Source organism: Rhizobium sp. EC-SD404, assembly GCF_902498825.1.
Lineage (GTDB): Bacteria > Pseudomonadota > Alphaproteobacteria > Rhizobiales > Rhizobiaceae > Georhizobium.
Genome location: NZ_LR701459.1, coordinates 265,652 through 281,344 on the forward strand (window position 1 = coordinate 265,652; position 15,693 = coordinate 281,344).

Consider the following 15,693-nt stretch of genomic DNA (forward strand, 5'->3'; position numbering starts at 1 on the left):
GTTCCTCCCACCCGCACTCCGCTCAAGGATTAGCGAAGCGAGGAGTCCACCGCAAACCCGACGATGGATCGAGCCGTCATACCCCCGCGGGCGGGCGGCTCTGGGGGGCGACATCCGACAACATGCCTGCCGCCACGGTCAGGCGCGACATGTCGAAGGCGCTGTCCTCGGCCAGTGCCATGATCTGGTCGCGCAGACGCTCGACGCGGATGCGATCGCTCGCAATCCACGCCTCGACAGGATTGCGTTCGTCGGCAAAGCCTGAAATCGCCGCGGTGGTGATCGTGCGCCGTGCCGCGTGAATGGCGTTGAGATTGCGGGCGAGTGCGAGCGTCGCGTAGCGATCCCGATCGTCGATGCGCAAGGCTGCCGCCTCGATGCGGCCGATCCGGAAGATATCGTTGACCGCGAAGAACTGGCGGGAGGCCTTCTTGAGGTCGACGCCGCAGGCGCGCGCAATTTCCTCGATCTCCGGCACCAGCACGAGTGTCTGCAGAAGGGCTAGGTCGCGAGCGAGGTCGGCCGGGGCGCCCGTTTGCTCGAAGCTCTCCCGCTGCCTGGCGGTTTCCTCGCGCAGGAAGGGGGAAAGCGCCTGCTCGATCGTCGGTTTCAGCGCGCGGGCGGCATCGCGGATCGCCGCAACCTTGTCGGCGAGGGGCTGGCTCCGATCCATGCTGCGCAGGATCCGCCCCGTCGTCATGGCGAGCGCAAAGCCGACCGCGGCGTAAAGCGTGTTCTGGTCCCGGCCGTCGATCTTGCCGTCCAGCGCATCGATGCGGTCGTAAAGCGCCTCGAGCTCCAGCCCGTCGCGGGCAATGACGAAAGCGCGCACGACATCGCCCGGCATCGCTCCGCCGATATCGGCGAACATCGACACGAAGGCCGGACCGCCGCGGTTGATCACGGCATTGGCAAGCTCGGTCGCGACGATTTCCTCGTTCAGGCGGTGTCCGGCGATTTCATCTCCGAAATCCCGCTGCATGCGTTTCGGGAAATAGGATTTCAGCGTTGGCATGAAATAGGCATCGGCGGGCAGGCTGCTTGCCATCAGGTCGTCGAAGAGGCCGATCTTCGCATAGGAGAGAAGCACGCCGATTTCAGGCCGCGTCAGCGGCTTGCCGTTGCGCTGGCGCTCTTCGAACAGCTGTCGGTCCGGCAGTGTCTCTACCTTGCGATCGAGCCGACCGGCGCGTTCCATGCCATCCATCAACTCGGCCAGTTGCGGCGAGGCATCGGCACCGGCGCGTTCCTGCAGCGAGATCGCCAGCGACTGCAGATAGTTGTTGCGCAATACCAGCCGGGCGACGTCGTCCGTCATGGAGACCAGCAGGCGGTTGCGCTCAGTGCGGGTCAGTTTCTCCTGCCGCATCGCAGAAGCGAGCGCGATCTTGATGTTGACCTCGACGTCGGAGGAATTGACGCCTGCCGAATTGTCGATGGCGTCGGAGTTGCAGCGGCCACCGGCCAGCGCATAGGCGATGCGGCCGCGCTGGGTGACGCCGAGATTGGCGCCTTCGCCGATCACCTTGGCGCCGACCTCGCCGGCCGTGACGCGGATCGCATCATTGGCGCGGTCGCCGACATCCGCATCGTTTTCCTCGGCGGCCTTCACATAGGTCCCGATGCCGCCGAACCACAGGAGATCGACGGGCACCTTCAGGATCGCCGTCATGATTTCCGGCGGCGAGGCGATGGTGGTCGCAAGGCCAATCGCGCGTGCGGCTTCCGGGGTCAGCTTTACCGACTTCTCGCTGCGGGAAACGATCATGCCGCCCTTGGAGAGACGGGCGCGGTCATAGTCCTGCCAGCTGGAACGCGGCAGGTCGAAGAGGCGCTGGCGTTCCTCGAAGCTTTTTGCGGTGTCCGGATCCGGGTCGATGATGATGTCGCGGTGATCGAAGGCGGCGATCAGACGGATGTGCTTCGACAGCAGCATGCCGTTGCCGAAGACATCGCCCGACATGTCGCCGACGCCGGCGACCGAAAAGGGCGTCGACTGGATGTCGATGTTCATCTCGCGAAAATGACGCTTTGCGGTTTCCCAAGCGCCGCGCGCGGTGATGCCCATTTTCTTGTGGTCGTATCCGGCCGAACCGCCCGACGCGAAGGCGTCGTCGAGCCAGAACCCTCGCTCCTGGCTGATCGCATTGGCCGTATCGGAGAAGGTGGCCGTGCCCTTGTCGGCCGCGACGACGAAATAGGGATCGTCGCCATCGTGGCGAACAACGTCTTTGGGCGGAACGACGGCATCGCCATCGATATTGTCGGTCACCGACAGAAGAGTGCGGATGAAGGTCTTGTAGGCGGACTTGCCCGCTTCGAAGATCGTATTGCGATCGCCCGTCTCGGGCAGGCGTTTGGGGAAGAAACCGCCCTTGGCACCGACCGGCACGATGACGGCGTTCTTCACCTGCTGTGCCTTCACGAGACCGAGCACTTCGGTGCGGTAGTCTTCGGGGCGGTCCGACCAGCGCAAGCCACCGCGGGCCACTGGCCCGAAACGCATATGGACGCCTTCGACCTCCGAGCCGTAGACGAAGATTTCGCGGAACGGTCGCGGCGCGGGAGCGGCATCGAGAGCGCGCGGGTTCACCTTGAAGGCGAGCGTCCGACGTGGCTGACCATCCTCTTCCGTCTGGAAATAGTTGGTGCGCAGCGTCGCCATGATTGCATTTTCGTAGCGTCGCAGGATGCGGTCGTCCTCAAGCCGCGTCACGGCTTCCAGCGCGGCTGCGATCTTCTTGCGCAAGGCCGCCACGTGCCGGTCGCGCTTGTCCAAGGCCACATCGAGCGCGAAGCGTGCTTCAAAGAGCTGGTAGAGCAAGGAGGCGATGTCCGGGTAGCGGCCGAGCGTGCCGGCAATGTAGGTCTGGGAATAGGTGCTGCCGAGTTGGCGCAGATAGCGCGCATAGGCACGCAGCACGACGACGCGGCGCGCATCGAGCCCTGCGCCCAGCACCAGCATGTTGAAGGCGTCGTTGTCGGTTTCGCCATGCCAGGCCTTGAGAAAGGCATTCTCGACCATGTCGAGCCGTTCGTCGGCCGAAGCCTCGGCGCCGCCGGCTGGTTCGAGTTCCATCTCATGCAGCACGACGTCGAATGGTGCGCGATCGTCATTGCGCACGGCAATATCGAAGGTGCGCTCACTGATCACGCGGAAGCCCAGGTTTTCGAGAAGCGGAACGCGCCTCGACAGCGCGACTGCCTCCTGCGCGTGGAAAATCTTGAGCGTCAGCCGGCCAGGGTCGCCTTCCCGGCTCGCCATCAGGTCGATCGCGATCCCGCCGGGCTCGGCGCAGGCGAGGATACGGTCGAGATCGCCAAGCGCCTCGCTCGGGGTGAACCGCTCACGAAACGCCTGCGACACATCGAGAAGGGGCGCGTCCGGCGCCTTTTCCATCGCGAACCGGTCTTCCCAGCGCGTGACGATCGCGCGGATGTCCTGCTCGAGCTTTTCCTGCGCGACACGTGGGGTCTTGCCGCCGCGCCGCCCGACGATGAAATGGACGCGGGCGACATTGCCTTCGGGAAAGGCCGGGTAATAGGCTGATACGTGACCGTCGAAGCGCTCGGCCAGGGCAGCGCCGATGCGTTCGCGCACGTCGGAATCATACTGGTCGCGCGGCACATAGACGATCACGGAAACGAACCGGTCGAACCGGTCGATGCGTGCAAGAACGCGCACGCGAGGACGATCGGAAAGCTCGTTGATCTGGACGCAGTAATCCACCAGCGTATCGACGTCGATCTGGAAAAGATCATCACGCGGGTAGGATTCCAGCGTGTTGAACAGCATCTTGCCGGAATGGCTTTCGGGGTCGAAGCCGAGCTTGTCGACGACCGCCTCGACCTTGGTGCGCAGGAGCGGGATTTCGGTGACCGAGCGGGTGTAGGCGGTGGAGGTGAAGAGCCCCACGATGCGCAACTCGCCGCTGACCTCGCCGGCCTCGTCGAAGAGCTTCACGCCGATATAGTCCATGTAGGCGCGGCGGTGGACCTGCGAGCGGGTGTTGGCCTTGGTGACGATCAGCCAGTCGGGACCTTCCAGAAACGCCACGATTTCAGGAGTGGTCGTGACATGGTCCTTGCCGAGGCGCAGCACACGCATGTCCGGATCGGCCAGAATGCCGATGCCGTCTTCGGCCGCGCGCTCCACTTTCGCCTCGCCGCCATCGGCGGAATAGACGTAGTCGCGCATGCCGAGGAAAGTGAAGTTTCCTTCCCGCAGCCAGTCGAGGAAGGCAAGTGCTTCGCGTCGTTCGTCGGCCCTTGCCGTGGTCTTGGCACGCTTCATCGTCGCCATGGCGCGCTCGAGCTTGTCGAGCATCGGCCGCCAATCGCCGACCGCAGCATGAACCTGGCCGAGGACCTCCCTCAGATTGGCGATCAACCGTTCCGCCTCACTGGTGGAGAGGGCGGGGAGATGCACCTGAATGTGGCTGACGCGCTTGTCTTGCGGGCAGTCGGAAGTGCCTGTCACGAGCTGAATGCGGTCGATGTTTCTCGTGTCGAGGATCGGGTGGACGGCGAGGAACAGCGTGCGATGGCTGGCCGCAACGGCGCCGATCACCGAATCATAGAGGAAGGGCATGTTGCGATCGGTGACGGACAGCACCGAGATGGCCTGGCCTTCGACGCTGAGGCCTTCCGGGTTGGCGATCGTGATTCGCGCGGCGTGGTCTTCGAAAGCCGCGATCTCACTTCGTGCATGGATCGCCATGGCAGCCAGATCCGCATCGGAATAATGCGCGAGATCGTCGCTAGCGGCGCGCCCGTAGAGCACGACCGGATCGACGAAGGGTCGCTCCTGTGCATCGAGGACGAGTTTGATCGCCGCGAGCTTGCGGTCGCGCTTCGGATTCTTGCGGAAGGCCAATTCGAATTCTCCCCAAATTCGTCAGTCGAGCGCGCGCCCTTGTGTTTGGCGGAAGCCTATCAGATGAATTGTGCCGACAAAGTGTGAAGAGATGAAAAAGCGGAGGCTAAAATGGCCGAAACTTCCCAGAAAGTGACCGCACTCGACCTGCCCATGGCGGAACTTGGTCCAGAGACGAAAGCGTTCTTCGAAAAATGCGTCGAGAAGATCGGTTTCGTGCCGAACGTGCTGCTCGCCTATGCCTTCGATGAAAAGAAGCTGCGGCTGTTCGGCGAGTTCTACAACGACCTGATGCTTGGCCCGTCGGGCCTTTCCAAACTCGAGCGCGAGATGATCGCCGTGGCTGTCTCAGCCGTGAACCACTGCCATTACTGCCTCGTCGCGCACGGTGCGGCCGTGCGCCAATTGTCGGGCGATCCTGCCTTCGGCGAAGAGATGGTAACCAATTACCGTGCAGCCATCATGACGGAGAAGCAGAAGGCCATGCTTGATTTTGCCGTGAAGCTGACCGAGATGCCCGACAAGATCGAGGACGCAGACCGCAGTCTCCTGCGCGAAAATGGCTTTTCGGAGCGCGACATCTGGGACATTGCTGCTGTCGCCGGTTTCTTCAACATGTCGAACAGGGTTGCGGCGGCGACCGATATGCGCCCCAATGCCGACTATCACGCGCTCGCGCGCTGAAGCGCGCAAAAGGGGAGCCGTTTCCATGCGAGACGATGACAAGGAACGCCGCCAGGCGAAGCGCGATCTCGATCGTCTCGGCAACGAAGGCGGCATCTTCGGATCGCCTGCCATGCGCAGCAAGGCGCGCTCGGTGCGTGACCATTTCGCAGCCGGCGACGCGGACCAGAACGACCCGATCGAGGTGGCGGCGACGCGGACCGGTCGTATCCTCGCCCTTCTGGCATTCGTGCTGCTTGCTCTCTGGCTCTTCTCCGCCTACGCCTGATTTCCATGCCCAACGACGCCCCAGCCGACCGCAAGGCGGTCATCGTCATTTCAAGCCATGTGGTGCGCGGATCGGTCGGTAACCGAGCCGCGGTGTTTGCGCTTGAATCGCTCGGTCACCCGGTCTGGGCGCTGCCGACGGTGATCCTGCCGTTCCACCCCGGCCACGGACCATCGACGCGCTATCCGGTGGAAGCAGATGCTTTTTCCAGAATGATCGACGATCTGATCGCCTCTCCCTGGCTTGGCGAAGTGGGTGCGGTTCTCTCCGGCTATCTCGGCACAGCGGATCAGGCGCGCCCGATCGCCCGGCTGGTGGAGGCGGTGAAGGCGCGGTCTCCCGATGCCACCTATCTCTGCGACCCGGTGATGGGCGATCTTGGCGGGCTCTACGTACCGGAAGCCACCGCGACAGCGATCCGCGACATCCTGATGCCGCTCGCGACGATTGCCACACCGAACCGCTACGAGCTCGCACACATGGCGGGCGCGACGCTCGACGACAATTCGGCAATCATGGAAGCGGCGCTCTCGCTCGGCCCGAAGCGGGTGCTGGTCACCTCGGCGGTTCCCATGATGGCGGGCGGTATCGGCAATCTGCTTTTGACCGACCGACACGCCTTCCTGGCGGAACATCGCGCAATCGAGCGACCGCCGAACGGGCTCGGCGATCTGCTGGCAGCGGTGTTTCTGTCACGCCTGATGAGCGGTGACGGCGACGAGAAGGCGCTCCAGGCCGCAACGGCATCTGTCTTCGAGGTGCTTGCCCGGACGGTGAAGCGCGGTGCGGACGAACTGACGCTGGAGAGTGACGCCAACTCGCTCATTCGGCCGATGGCGCTCGTGCACACCCGCCGCCTCGTCCATCCGGCCCAGCGACGAAGGCTCTAGAGCAATTTCGCATTTCTTCGAACTGCTCAATCACTCCATGTCTTGATTTGTCGCGTTTCCGAACGGCGAACCGGTTTCCACTTCACCTGGAAACGCTCTAGACCGGCTCGATGGCGGTGCGTTAGAACGCGTTCGTCGTGCCGGACATCGCATTTGAGCAATCGTGTGGATAAGCAAAAATCATGACGCAGTTTCCATCTGAGCTTTTGGGCGGCTACCGCAATTTCATGGCGGGGCGCTATACCGACGAACGCGAACGCTATCGCAAGCTTGCCGAAAGCGGGCAGAAGCCGAAAACGATGGTGGTGGCCTGTTGCGATTCCCGCGCCGCGCCCGAAACCATCTTCGACATGGGTCCGGGCGAACTGTTCGTCGTGCGCAACGTGGCGAACCTTGTTCCGCCCTATACGCCGGACGGCGAGCACCATGGCACCTCGGCTGCGCTGGAATTCGCCGTTCAGGCGCTTAAAATCCGGGAAATTCTCGTGCTCGGACATGGCCGCTGCGGCGGCATCCAGGCGGCGCTCAATCCGGAGAGCGAGCCGCTCTCACCGGGCGACTTCATCGGCAGCTGGATGGGGATGCTGAAGCCGGTCGCCGACGCGATGCTGGGCTATACGACGATGACGGCCGGGGAACGTCAGACGGCGCTCGAGCGCGTCTCGATCCGCAATTCGATCAACAACCTCAGAACCTTCCCGTGCGTGAAGATTCTGGAAGACCAGGGCCGGCTCAAACTGCACGGCGCCTGGTTCGACATTTCATCCGGTGAATTGTGGGTCATGGACCCGCAGACCGGGGATTTCCATCGCCCCGATCGTTGATCGTTCGCCAGCGGCTCAGCCGTCGATCCGCTGGGCGATGATTGCGATTGCCTGCTGGTAGACGGTCGCCGCATTCCAGGCCTCGATGGCGCGGAAATTGGGTTCGCCCTGCTGGTAGCCGGCACCCGGCTGCCAGCCGTGCGAGCGCAGGAAATTGGCAGTCGAAGCGAGCGCGTCGGCACGCGAATTGATCAGGTCGCGACGGCCGTCGCCATCGGCATCTACGGCGTAAAGCACGTAGTTGGACGGCAGGAACTGCGTCTGGCCCAGTTCGCCATGGCCGGCGCCGCGCATCTGGCCGGGCGTCAGCTCGCCGCTCTGCACGATCTGCAGGGCCGCGTAGAGCTCACGCTTGAAGAATTCCGAACGCCGGCAATCGTAGGCGAGCGTTGCGAGCGCGGACATGGCGCTCTGGTCGCCCATGAACTTCCCGAACGCGGTTTCCATGCCCCAGATCGCGATGATCACGCCGGACGGGACGCCGTAGCTGTTCTCGATCGAAGCAAACAGGCTGGCGTTCTGTTCCTTGAGGCGACGCCCTTGGGACACGATCGCGTCGGCGCCGCGCTTCTGCATGAATTCGTCGAGCGAGAGCCGGAAGCTGCGCTGGTTGCGGTCGAGCGAGATCGTCTGCGTGGCATACGAAAGGCCCGAGAACGACGTCTGCAGCGTTTCCGCCTGAATGCCGCTCGCTTGGGCCTCGGCGGCGAACTGGTTCACCCAATTTGAAAATCCGGATGCATCATTGCCGCAGGTCTGTGCATTGGCAGCACCTGCCATCGAGAGAGTAATGACGCTGGCGGCAAGCGCGCCGAAATACCGCTTGAAGAGAACGCGCATGTCTTCGTTTCCTGTTGTGAAAGAATTCTGCCAGAGGGGCGCAGCCGACACAATCGCGAGAGGCAAGCGCCTGCGATGGATGACCCTGTGCGCACGACGCTAATGCAGGAGGGTTAAGAATTTTGTGACGTGGAAAAGCAAATGGGCCCGCGTCAATGCGACGGCGGGCCCATTTCGTTCAGTTCCGTTCAGCTGTCACGCGGCGCGCTGGCGCGGCTTCACCAGACCACGATTGACCAGCAGTTCCGCGATCTGGATCGTGTTCAACGCAGCGCCTTTGCGCAAATTGTCCGAGACGACCCAAATGTTGAGCCCGTAGTCGACGGTCGGATCCTCGCGGATGCGCGAAATGAACGTCGCGTCTTCGCCGGCACACTCATAAGGCGTGATGTAGCCACCGTCTTCGCGCTTATCGATGACCTGGCAGCCCGGCGCGTCGCGCAGGATGTCACGTGCCTGATCGGCCGTCATTTCGCTTTCGAACTCGATGTTGATCGCCTCGGCATGGCCGATGAAGACCGGGACACGCACGGCGGTGCAGGTGACCTTGATCTTCGGATCGAGCATCTTCTTGGTTTCGGCAACGACCTTCCACTCTTCCTTGGTGGAGCCGTCATCCATGAACACGTCGATGTGCGGGATGACGTTGAAGGCGATGCGCTTGGTGAACTTGCGGTTCTCGATCGGGTCGGCGACGAAGACGGCGCGCGACTGGTTGAAGAGCTCGTCCATGCCTTCCTTGCCGGCACCGGAAACCGACTGGTAGGTGGAGACGACGATGCGCTTGATGCGCGCAATGTCGTGCAGCGGCTTCAGAGCGACGACGAGCTGTGCCGTCGAGCAGTTCGGATTGGCGATGATGTTCTTCTTGCGGAAGCCCTCGATCGCATCCGGGTTCACTTCCGGCACGATGAGCGGTACGTCGGCATCGTAGCGCCACGCCGATGAGTTATCGATGACGACGCAACCCTGCGCCCCGATCTTCGGCGAGTATTTCTGCGAGATCGCGCCGCCGGCCGACATGATGCAGATGTCGGTATCGGAGAAATCGTAGTTCTCGAGGTTTTTGACCTTCAGCGTCTTGTCGCCGAACGACACTTCCGTGTTCACCGAACGGCTGGATGCAAGCGCCACGACTTCGCTGACGGGGAACCCGCGCTCGGCGAGGATGTCCAGCATTTCGCGGCCGACGTTGCCGGTGGCTCCGGCTATGGCGATCTTGAAGCTCATGATCAGTCAAATCTCCTGTCTCTTCTTCGGCGTCGGGCGCTAGAGCCCGATCGAACCGACCTGACCGGAAGAGAACGGGCAGGGCGGAATTGGCGAAAGTCCCCACCGAGGTTGCCGAGACGACGGCGTCAAACTTTGAGCGCGCCGATCGCCGTCTCTCATTTGGAGACACGGTTGCTCCGTCGCGCGGGCTGGATGACCTCGGAAAGTGTGTCGTTCTACACCGGTTCGAACAGGAGTCAAATGCGACGGGCCTCGGTTGGACGCGGCGGAAAGCCTCATTCCGACGTGTCCACCGCCTCGCCGACAGCTAACTGAAATCGCTCGAAGCGCTCCAGTTCCTCGTCGATGATCGGCTGGTGGCGTGGCGGATCGCCGGCATCCGTCCAGACCCAATTTTGGATCAGAAGTTTGTTCTGCTGCCGGTCCGCTTTCAGGTCGATCGCAGCCACGATCTCGTCACCACAAAGCACCGGCAGGGCGAAGTAGCCGAGCTTGCGCTTCTCCTTGGTGACATACGCCTCGAACAGATGGTCGTAGCCGAAGAAAGCGGCGGTGCGCTTGCGCTGGATGATCAGGGGATCGAACGGCGAGAGGATGTGCGTTAGTTCGGGCGTCGGCGGCAGTTGCTCGATCGTTTCCGGCTTCGCCCAGTAGGCGGTCTTGGCGGCACCTTCGATGGAAACGCCGACCAGTTTGCGGGCGCGCACCCGCTGCTCGATCTTTTGCGCGACGGCAGCTTTTCGCGGAGCGGCGAGGTAGCAGATCGAGTCGAGGCTGACGATGCCCTGCGCGGTCAGTGCACGGTCGATCAGGTAGTCGACGATTTGATTTTCCGTCGCCGGGCGCGGGGATCGGTCCCAGCCGAAGTGCCGATCCATGAGGTCATAGGTCTTGACCATGCCGGCACGGCCCGCAATCGCCAGCTGGCCGTTGTAGAAACCCCTCTGAAGGGCCTTCTTCGAAGGCTTGCGACTGGCCCAGAGATGTTCCTTCTCGACCGGTTCTTCGTCGATATCGCGGATCGACAATGGCCCTTCACGCCGAACGCGACCGATCGCTTTCTTCAGCTCCGCCGGCGTAACGCTCGATGACCAGCGCACCGGATTGTCCCGGTGGTCCTTCATCGCAGGCAGGAAAAACTTCAGGTCGCGCGTCGGCACGTATGACAGAGCGTGTGTCCAGTATTCGAAGACGGTCTTGTCGATAGACTGAGCGACATTGAGATCGGCGCGCCGATAGGCGGGTATTCGGTTGAAGAGAATATGATGATGGCAGCGTTCGATCACGTTGATCGTGTCGATCTGCACATAGCCGAGATGCTCAACGGCAAGGCGGACGGCTTCGGGTCCCTGTCCAAACGGCGCTGCGACATCGAGCTTCTGTGCGCCGATCCAGACGGCCCGCGCATGGTGCTGCGAAAATTGAACGGGGCGCCGTGCCATCAGGCGTCTTTGTACTCGTTGAAATTGAGCTTGTTGCCGGATGGATCGGTCACCTGCATCAACCAAGTGTTCCACGGCGTGTCGACGATACCCGGCCGCATGTTGGGGTAGTTCTTGGCAGTGATGCGTGCGTGATAGGCGCGAAGGCCGACGATCGGAACGAATATCGCGCTGCCCGGTACGCCGTCGCCATGGTGCTCGCTGATATGCAGCTTCGTCTCGCCGAGAGATATCTGCATGTAAAGCGGTGCGTCCGGCGAGAAGCGGTGTTCCCAATCGACCGTGAAGTCGAGGAAGCCCTGGTAGAAGGCTCGGGTCCGGTCTTCGTCGAAGGATCGCAGAATGGGAATGGCCGGCAGTGACTTTGTCATGCCGGCCATTCTGGTCAGATCGAGCGTCGGATCAAGCGGCCAGAGCTTTGAACTCGGCGAGGATCGCGTCGCCCATTTCGACGGTCGAAACGGTCGGTGCGCCCTTTTCGGCGATGTCCGGCGTACGGATGCCCTTGTCCAGCACGTTGGCGATCGCCTTTTCGAGGCGGTCGGCTTCCGCGATCATCTCGAAGGAGTAACGCAGGCACATGGCGAAGGAGGCGATCATCGCGATCGGGTTCGCCTTGCCCTGGCCGGCGATGTCGGGTGCCGAACCATGCACGGGCTCGTAGAGCGCCTTGCGCTTGCCGGTCTTGCCATCGGGCGCGCCGAGCGACGCGGAGGGCAGCATGCCGAGCGAGCCGGTCAGCATCGCGGCAACGTCGGAGAGCATGTCGCCGAAGAGGTTGTCGGTGACGATGACATCGAACTGCTTGGGCCAGCGAACGAGCTGCATGCCGCCGGCATCGGCCAGCATGTGGGTCAGCTCGACGTCTGAGTGGTGTGCCTTGTGATAGGCCGTAACGACGTCGTTCCACAGCACGCCCGACTTCATGACGTTGCGCTTCTCCATGGAACAGACCTTGTTGTTCCGAGTGCGCGCGAGGTCGAAGGCGACGCCGGCGATGCGTTCGATCTCGTAGGTATCGTAGACCTGCGTGTCGATGGCGCGCTTTTGGCCGTTGCCGAGATCGATGATTTCCTTTGGCTCGCCGAAATAGACGCCGCCGGTGAGTTCGCGGATGATCAGGATGTCGAGGCCCTCGACCACTTCCGGCTTCAGCGAGGACGATTTCGCGAGTGCCGGGTAGCAGATGGCGGGACGCAGATTGGCGAAGAGCTCAAGATCCTTGCGCAGGCGTAGAAGGCCGGCTTCCGGGCGCACGTCATAGGGCACGCTGTCCCACTTGGGACCGCCGACCGCACCGAACAGGACGGCATCCGCTGCCGTTGCCTTCTCCATGTCCGCTTCGGAAATGGCCGCGCCGTGTGCGTCATAGGCGCAGCCACCGACCATGCCTTCGTCGGTCTCGAAGCCAGCGCCGAGTTCATCGTTCATGTAGGCGATGAGCTTGCGGACTTCGTTCATGGCTTCCGGGCCGATGCCGTCGCCTGGCAGAAGGAAAAGGGTGCGGTGCGCCATGAAAGTGGATCTCCTCGAATTGTTGTGAAGCCTTGCTAATCGCACAGGCGTGAGCACGCAAGAGGATCGGTCAAGCTCTGGTGTAAAATCGTCTACAGTTTACAGACCAGAGCCCGTGAAGGCAGCGCCATAAAAAAGGGCCCGCTTGAAGCGGGCCCAAGGTGTGGATGCCTGAGCATCCGACGGGATCGAGACCTGCCCGGCCAGCCGGCCGGGCAGGAAGAGTGTCAGCGAACGAATTCCGGATAGGCTTCGACACCGATTTCAGCCTTGTCGAGACCCATCTGTTCGTCTTCCGGCGAGCAGCGCAGACCCATCACGGCGTTGATGATCATCCAGGCAATGCCCGAGGTGACGATCATGAAGATGGCGACGATGAGGATCGGCACGATCTGGCCGGTCAGCGTTGCATCCGGGTTGGTGAAGAGAACGGCGATGGTGCCCCAGATGCCGGCGAAGAGGTGGACCGGGATGGCGCCGACGACGTCGTCGATCTTCAACTTGTCGAGGAACGGTACGGCGAAGACGACGAGAGCGCCACCGACTGCACCGATCAGGATCGCTGCACCGAGAGACGGCGTCAGCGGCTCGGCCGTGATGGAGACCAGACCGGCAAGCGCGCCGTTCAGGACCATCGTGATATCGACCTTTTTGTAGATGATCTGCGTCAGGATAAGCGCGGCCACGGCACCGCCTGCAGCACCCATGTTGGTGTTGGCGAAGATGCGCGACACGTCGGCGACGTCGGAGACGGAGCCCATGGCGAGCTGCGATGCGCCGTTGAAGCCGAACCAGCCCATCCACAGGATGAACGTGCCGAGCGTGGCGAGCGGCATGTTGGAACCCGGCATCGGGTGAACGCCGCCGTCATACTTGCCCTTGCGTGCGCCGAGGATGATGGCGCCGGTCAGTGCCGCCCAGCCGCCGACCGAGTGGACGACCGTCGAACCTGCGAAGTCGAGGAAGCCGAACTGCGTATCGAGGAAGCCGCCGCCCCACTTCCAGGAAGCCTGGATCGGGTAGAGGAAGGAAGTGAGGATGACCGTGAAAACCAGGAAGGGCCATAGCTTGATGCGTTCGGCGAGCGTGCCCGAGACGATGGACGCGGTCGTGGCGCAGAACATCAGCTGGAAGAAGAAGTCCGAACCGGTCGAGGCGTAGCTGAGGTCATCGGTGGCTTCCGGTGCAACGCCGACAGCTTCGAGAACGGCGACGCCGAAGGCGCCGAGATAGCCACCGGTTTCATCGGTGCCGATGGTCCAGCTGCCCAGCGGGTACATGAGGTTATAGCCGATGAGGTAGTACATGATTGCCGCGATGCCGAAGAGCGCGACGTTCTTCGTCAGCTGCATCGACACGTTCTTGGAACGAACGAGGCCCGCTTCGAGCATGGCGAAACCGGCCGCCATCCAGAAGACGAGAAACCCGCCGATGAGGAACAGCAGCGAGTTGAAGATGAAGACCGTGTGCTCGCCAACGGGGGCGGCAGCTTCGACGACGGCTTCCGCTGCCGGCTCTGCGTCTTGCGCAAAGGCCGGAAGCGCGATCATGACGGTCGCGAGCGCGGCGGTCCGGAGAATGGAGTGCTTTGAGAATGTCATTGGTTGAGTTGCCCCTTGAACCCTACAGCGCTTCGGCATCGGTTTCGCCGGTGCGGATGCGCACGGCCTGGTCGATTCCGTAGACAAAAATCTTGCCGTCGCCGATCTGACCGGTCTTGGCGGCGGTCGCGATTGCTTCGACGGTGCGGTCCACGAGATCGGCCGCAACGGCGATCTCGATCTTCAGCTTCGGCAGGAAGCTGACGGCATATTCGGTGCCGCGATAGATTTCGGTATGTCCCTTCTGCCGGCCGTAACCCTTCACTTCCGTGACGGTCAGGCCCTGGATGCCGACAGCGGTGAGGGCTTCACGCACCTCGTCCAGCTTGAACGGCTTGATAATGGCCATCACAATTTTCATGCGGTTTTCCCATCTTTGCGGTTCTGGTGGCTCACGGAGCCTCCGAAAACGGCCATCGACTGCAGTGCCCCCACAGCGGTGACTCGCACTGATGGATTCAAGGCCCGTGCCAAGTGACTTTGGATTGTTCAACCCATTGAAATACAGCGCAAAAAAGAGAAGGGGTGGAGATCGTGTGACCTCCACCCCTTCGCGCCCGCCTAATAAATGTGCAAAATTCAAAAATTGACGAAACTTTAATCGTCTCGCCGCCGAATGAGTCCTTCTTGGGCAACCGAGGCGATCAATTGACCATCGCGACTGTAAAGACCGCCTCGCGTCAGGCCTCGGGCGCCCGATGCATTCGGGCTATCCTGCGTGTAGAGCAGCCAGTCGTCGAGGGGGCTCTGGCGGTGAAACCACATGGCGTGATCGAGGCTGGCGACCTGCAGGTTCTTGTCGAAGATCGAATGGCCATGGGCAAAGAGCGACGTGTCGAGAAGCGTCATGTCCGACAGATAGGCGAGCACCGCAGCCTGCAACGCGCGATCGTTCGGCACGGGACCGGTCGCCCTGATCCAGACATCCTGCTTCGGTGCGAGCTTTTCTCTGGAGACATAGTGCACAAGCGAGACCGGCCGGATCTCGATGGGCCGTTCCCGCTCCCAGTAACGGCGGATGTTTTCCGGCGCGCCCTTGAGGAATTGCTCCTTCAGTTCCTTCTCCCCCATCAACTGTTCCGGCGGCGTGATCGCGGGCATGTCGAACTGATGGTCGAAGCCGTCTTCATCCGTCTGGAAGGACGCCGACAGTGAGAAGATCGCCTTGCCGTGCTGGATGGCGACGACGCGTCTCGTGGTGAAGCTCGTGCCATCGCGGATCCGGTCGACTTCATAAATGATCGGGACGGACGGATCGCCGGGGCGCATGAAATAGGCATGGAGGGAATGGACATGGCGCTCGGCGGCGACGGTGCGCTGTGCGGCGACGAGCGCCTGGCCGATCACCTGACCGCCGAATACGCGCTGCCAACCGACCTGCGGGCTGCGTCCGCGGTAAAGATCGTGTTCCAGCCGCTCCAGGTCGAGGATCGACAGCAATTCTTCCATGGCACGTGACAATGAACTCTCCAGGCAAGGCTTAAAACATGGGCCAGATTGCCTATATCCTCTCAATAGGC

Annotated in this window: 13 protein-coding genes; 4 read left to right on the plus strand and 9 right to left on the minus strand. The window is 62.1% G+C overall.

Features of this window, described 5'->3' with window-relative positions; translation table 11 throughout:
* Positions 1–76 precede the first annotated feature (76 nt).
* Positions 77–4,876, minus strand: coding sequence for an NAD-glutamate dehydrogenase (locus GC125_RS02315; RefSeq protein ID WP_151983751.1), 4,800 nt, complete (start codon positions 4,874–4,876; stop codon positions 77–79).
* 111 nt (positions 4,877–4,987) lie between these two features.
* On the opposite strand from GC125_RS02315, the gene GC125_RS02320 reads away from it, so the two are divergent.
* From GC125_RS02320 to GC125_RS02335, 4 genes are all read left to right on the plus strand, one after another.
* On the plus strand, positions 4,988–5,560 hold the full coding sequence (locus GC125_RS02320) for a peroxidase-related enzyme (RefSeq protein ID WP_151983753.1): 573 nt from the start codon (positions 4,988–4,990) through the stop codon (positions 5,558–5,560).
* A 25-nt stretch (positions 5,561–5,585) separates the two neighbouring features.
* The gene (locus tag GC125_RS02325; RefSeq protein ID WP_151983755.1) at positions 5,586–5,828 is read left to right on the plus strand and encodes a hypothetical protein; all 243 of its coding nucleotides are present in this window, start codon (positions 5,586–5,588) and stop codon (positions 5,826–5,828) included.
* Positions 5,829–5,833: 5 nt separating this feature from the next.
* Positions 5,834–6,718, plus strand: coding sequence for a pyridoxal kinase PdxY (gene pdxY / locus GC125_RS02330; protein WP_151983757.1), 885 nt, complete (start codon positions 5,834–5,836; stop codon positions 6,716–6,718).
* A 182-nt stretch (positions 6,719–6,900) separates the two neighbouring features.
* Positions 6,901–7,542: a carbonic anhydrase gene (locus GC125_RS02335; protein WP_151983759.1), complete on the plus strand. Its 642-nt coding sequence runs from the start codon at positions 6,901–6,903 to the stop codon at positions 7,540–7,542.
* A 15-nt stretch (positions 7,543–7,557) separates the two neighbouring features.
* Here the strand turns inward: GC125_RS02335 and GC125_RS02340 are convergent, their stop codons facing one another.
* The 8 genes from GC125_RS02340 to tesB form a co-directional block, all read right to left on the minus strand.
* Positions 7,558–8,382, minus strand: coding sequence for a lytic murein transglycosylase (locus tag GC125_RS02340; RefSeq protein ID WP_151983761.1), 825 nt, complete (start codon positions 8,380–8,382; stop codon positions 7,558–7,560).
* 195 nt (positions 8,383–8,577) lie between these two features.
* Positions 8,578–9,612: an aspartate-semialdehyde dehydrogenase gene (locus GC125_RS02345; RefSeq protein WP_151983763.1), complete on the minus strand. Its 1,035-nt coding sequence runs from the start codon at positions 9,610–9,612 to the stop codon at positions 8,578–8,580.
* Between the two features lie 278 nt (positions 9,613–9,890).
* Positions 9,891–11,057, minus strand: a complete 1,167-nt coding sequence (locus tag GC125_RS02350) for a winged helix-turn-helix domain-containing protein (RefSeq protein WP_151983765.1) — start codon at positions 11,055–11,057, stop codon at positions 9,891–9,893.
* Positions 11,057–11,428, minus strand: a complete 372-nt coding sequence (locus GC125_RS02355; RefSeq protein ID WP_151983767.1) for a glyoxalase superfamily protein — start codon at positions 11,426–11,428, stop codon at positions 11,057–11,059. The genes GC125_RS02350 and GC125_RS02355 overlap by 1 nt, the downstream gene beginning before the upstream one ends.
* A 31-nt stretch (positions 11,429–11,459) precedes the next feature.
* Positions 11,460–12,572: a 3-isopropylmalate dehydrogenase gene (gene leuB / locus GC125_RS02360; protein WP_151983769.1), complete on the minus strand. Its 1,113-nt coding sequence runs from the start codon at positions 12,570–12,572 to the stop codon at positions 11,460–11,462.
* A 227-nt stretch (positions 12,573–12,799) separates the two neighbouring features.
* The gene (locus tag GC125_RS02365; RefSeq protein WP_151983771.1) at positions 12,800–14,173 is read right to left on the minus strand and encodes an ammonium transporter AmtB; all 1,374 of its coding nucleotides are present in this window, start codon (positions 14,171–14,173) and stop codon (positions 12,800–12,802) included.
* Between the two features lie 22 nt (positions 14,174–14,195).
* A complete protein-coding gene (locus tag GC125_RS02370; protein WP_126007448.1) occupies positions 14,196–14,534 on the minus strand; it encodes a P-II family nitrogen regulator in 339 nt (112 codons plus the stop codon).
* Positions 14,535–14,770: 236 nt separating this feature from the next.
* The gene (gene tesB / locus GC125_RS02375) at positions 14,771–15,622 is read right to left on the minus strand and encodes an acyl-CoA thioesterase II (protein ID WP_151987454.1); all 852 of its coding nucleotides are present in this window, start codon (positions 15,620–15,622) and stop codon (positions 14,771–14,773) included.
* Positions 15,623–15,693: the final 71 nt, after the last annotated feature.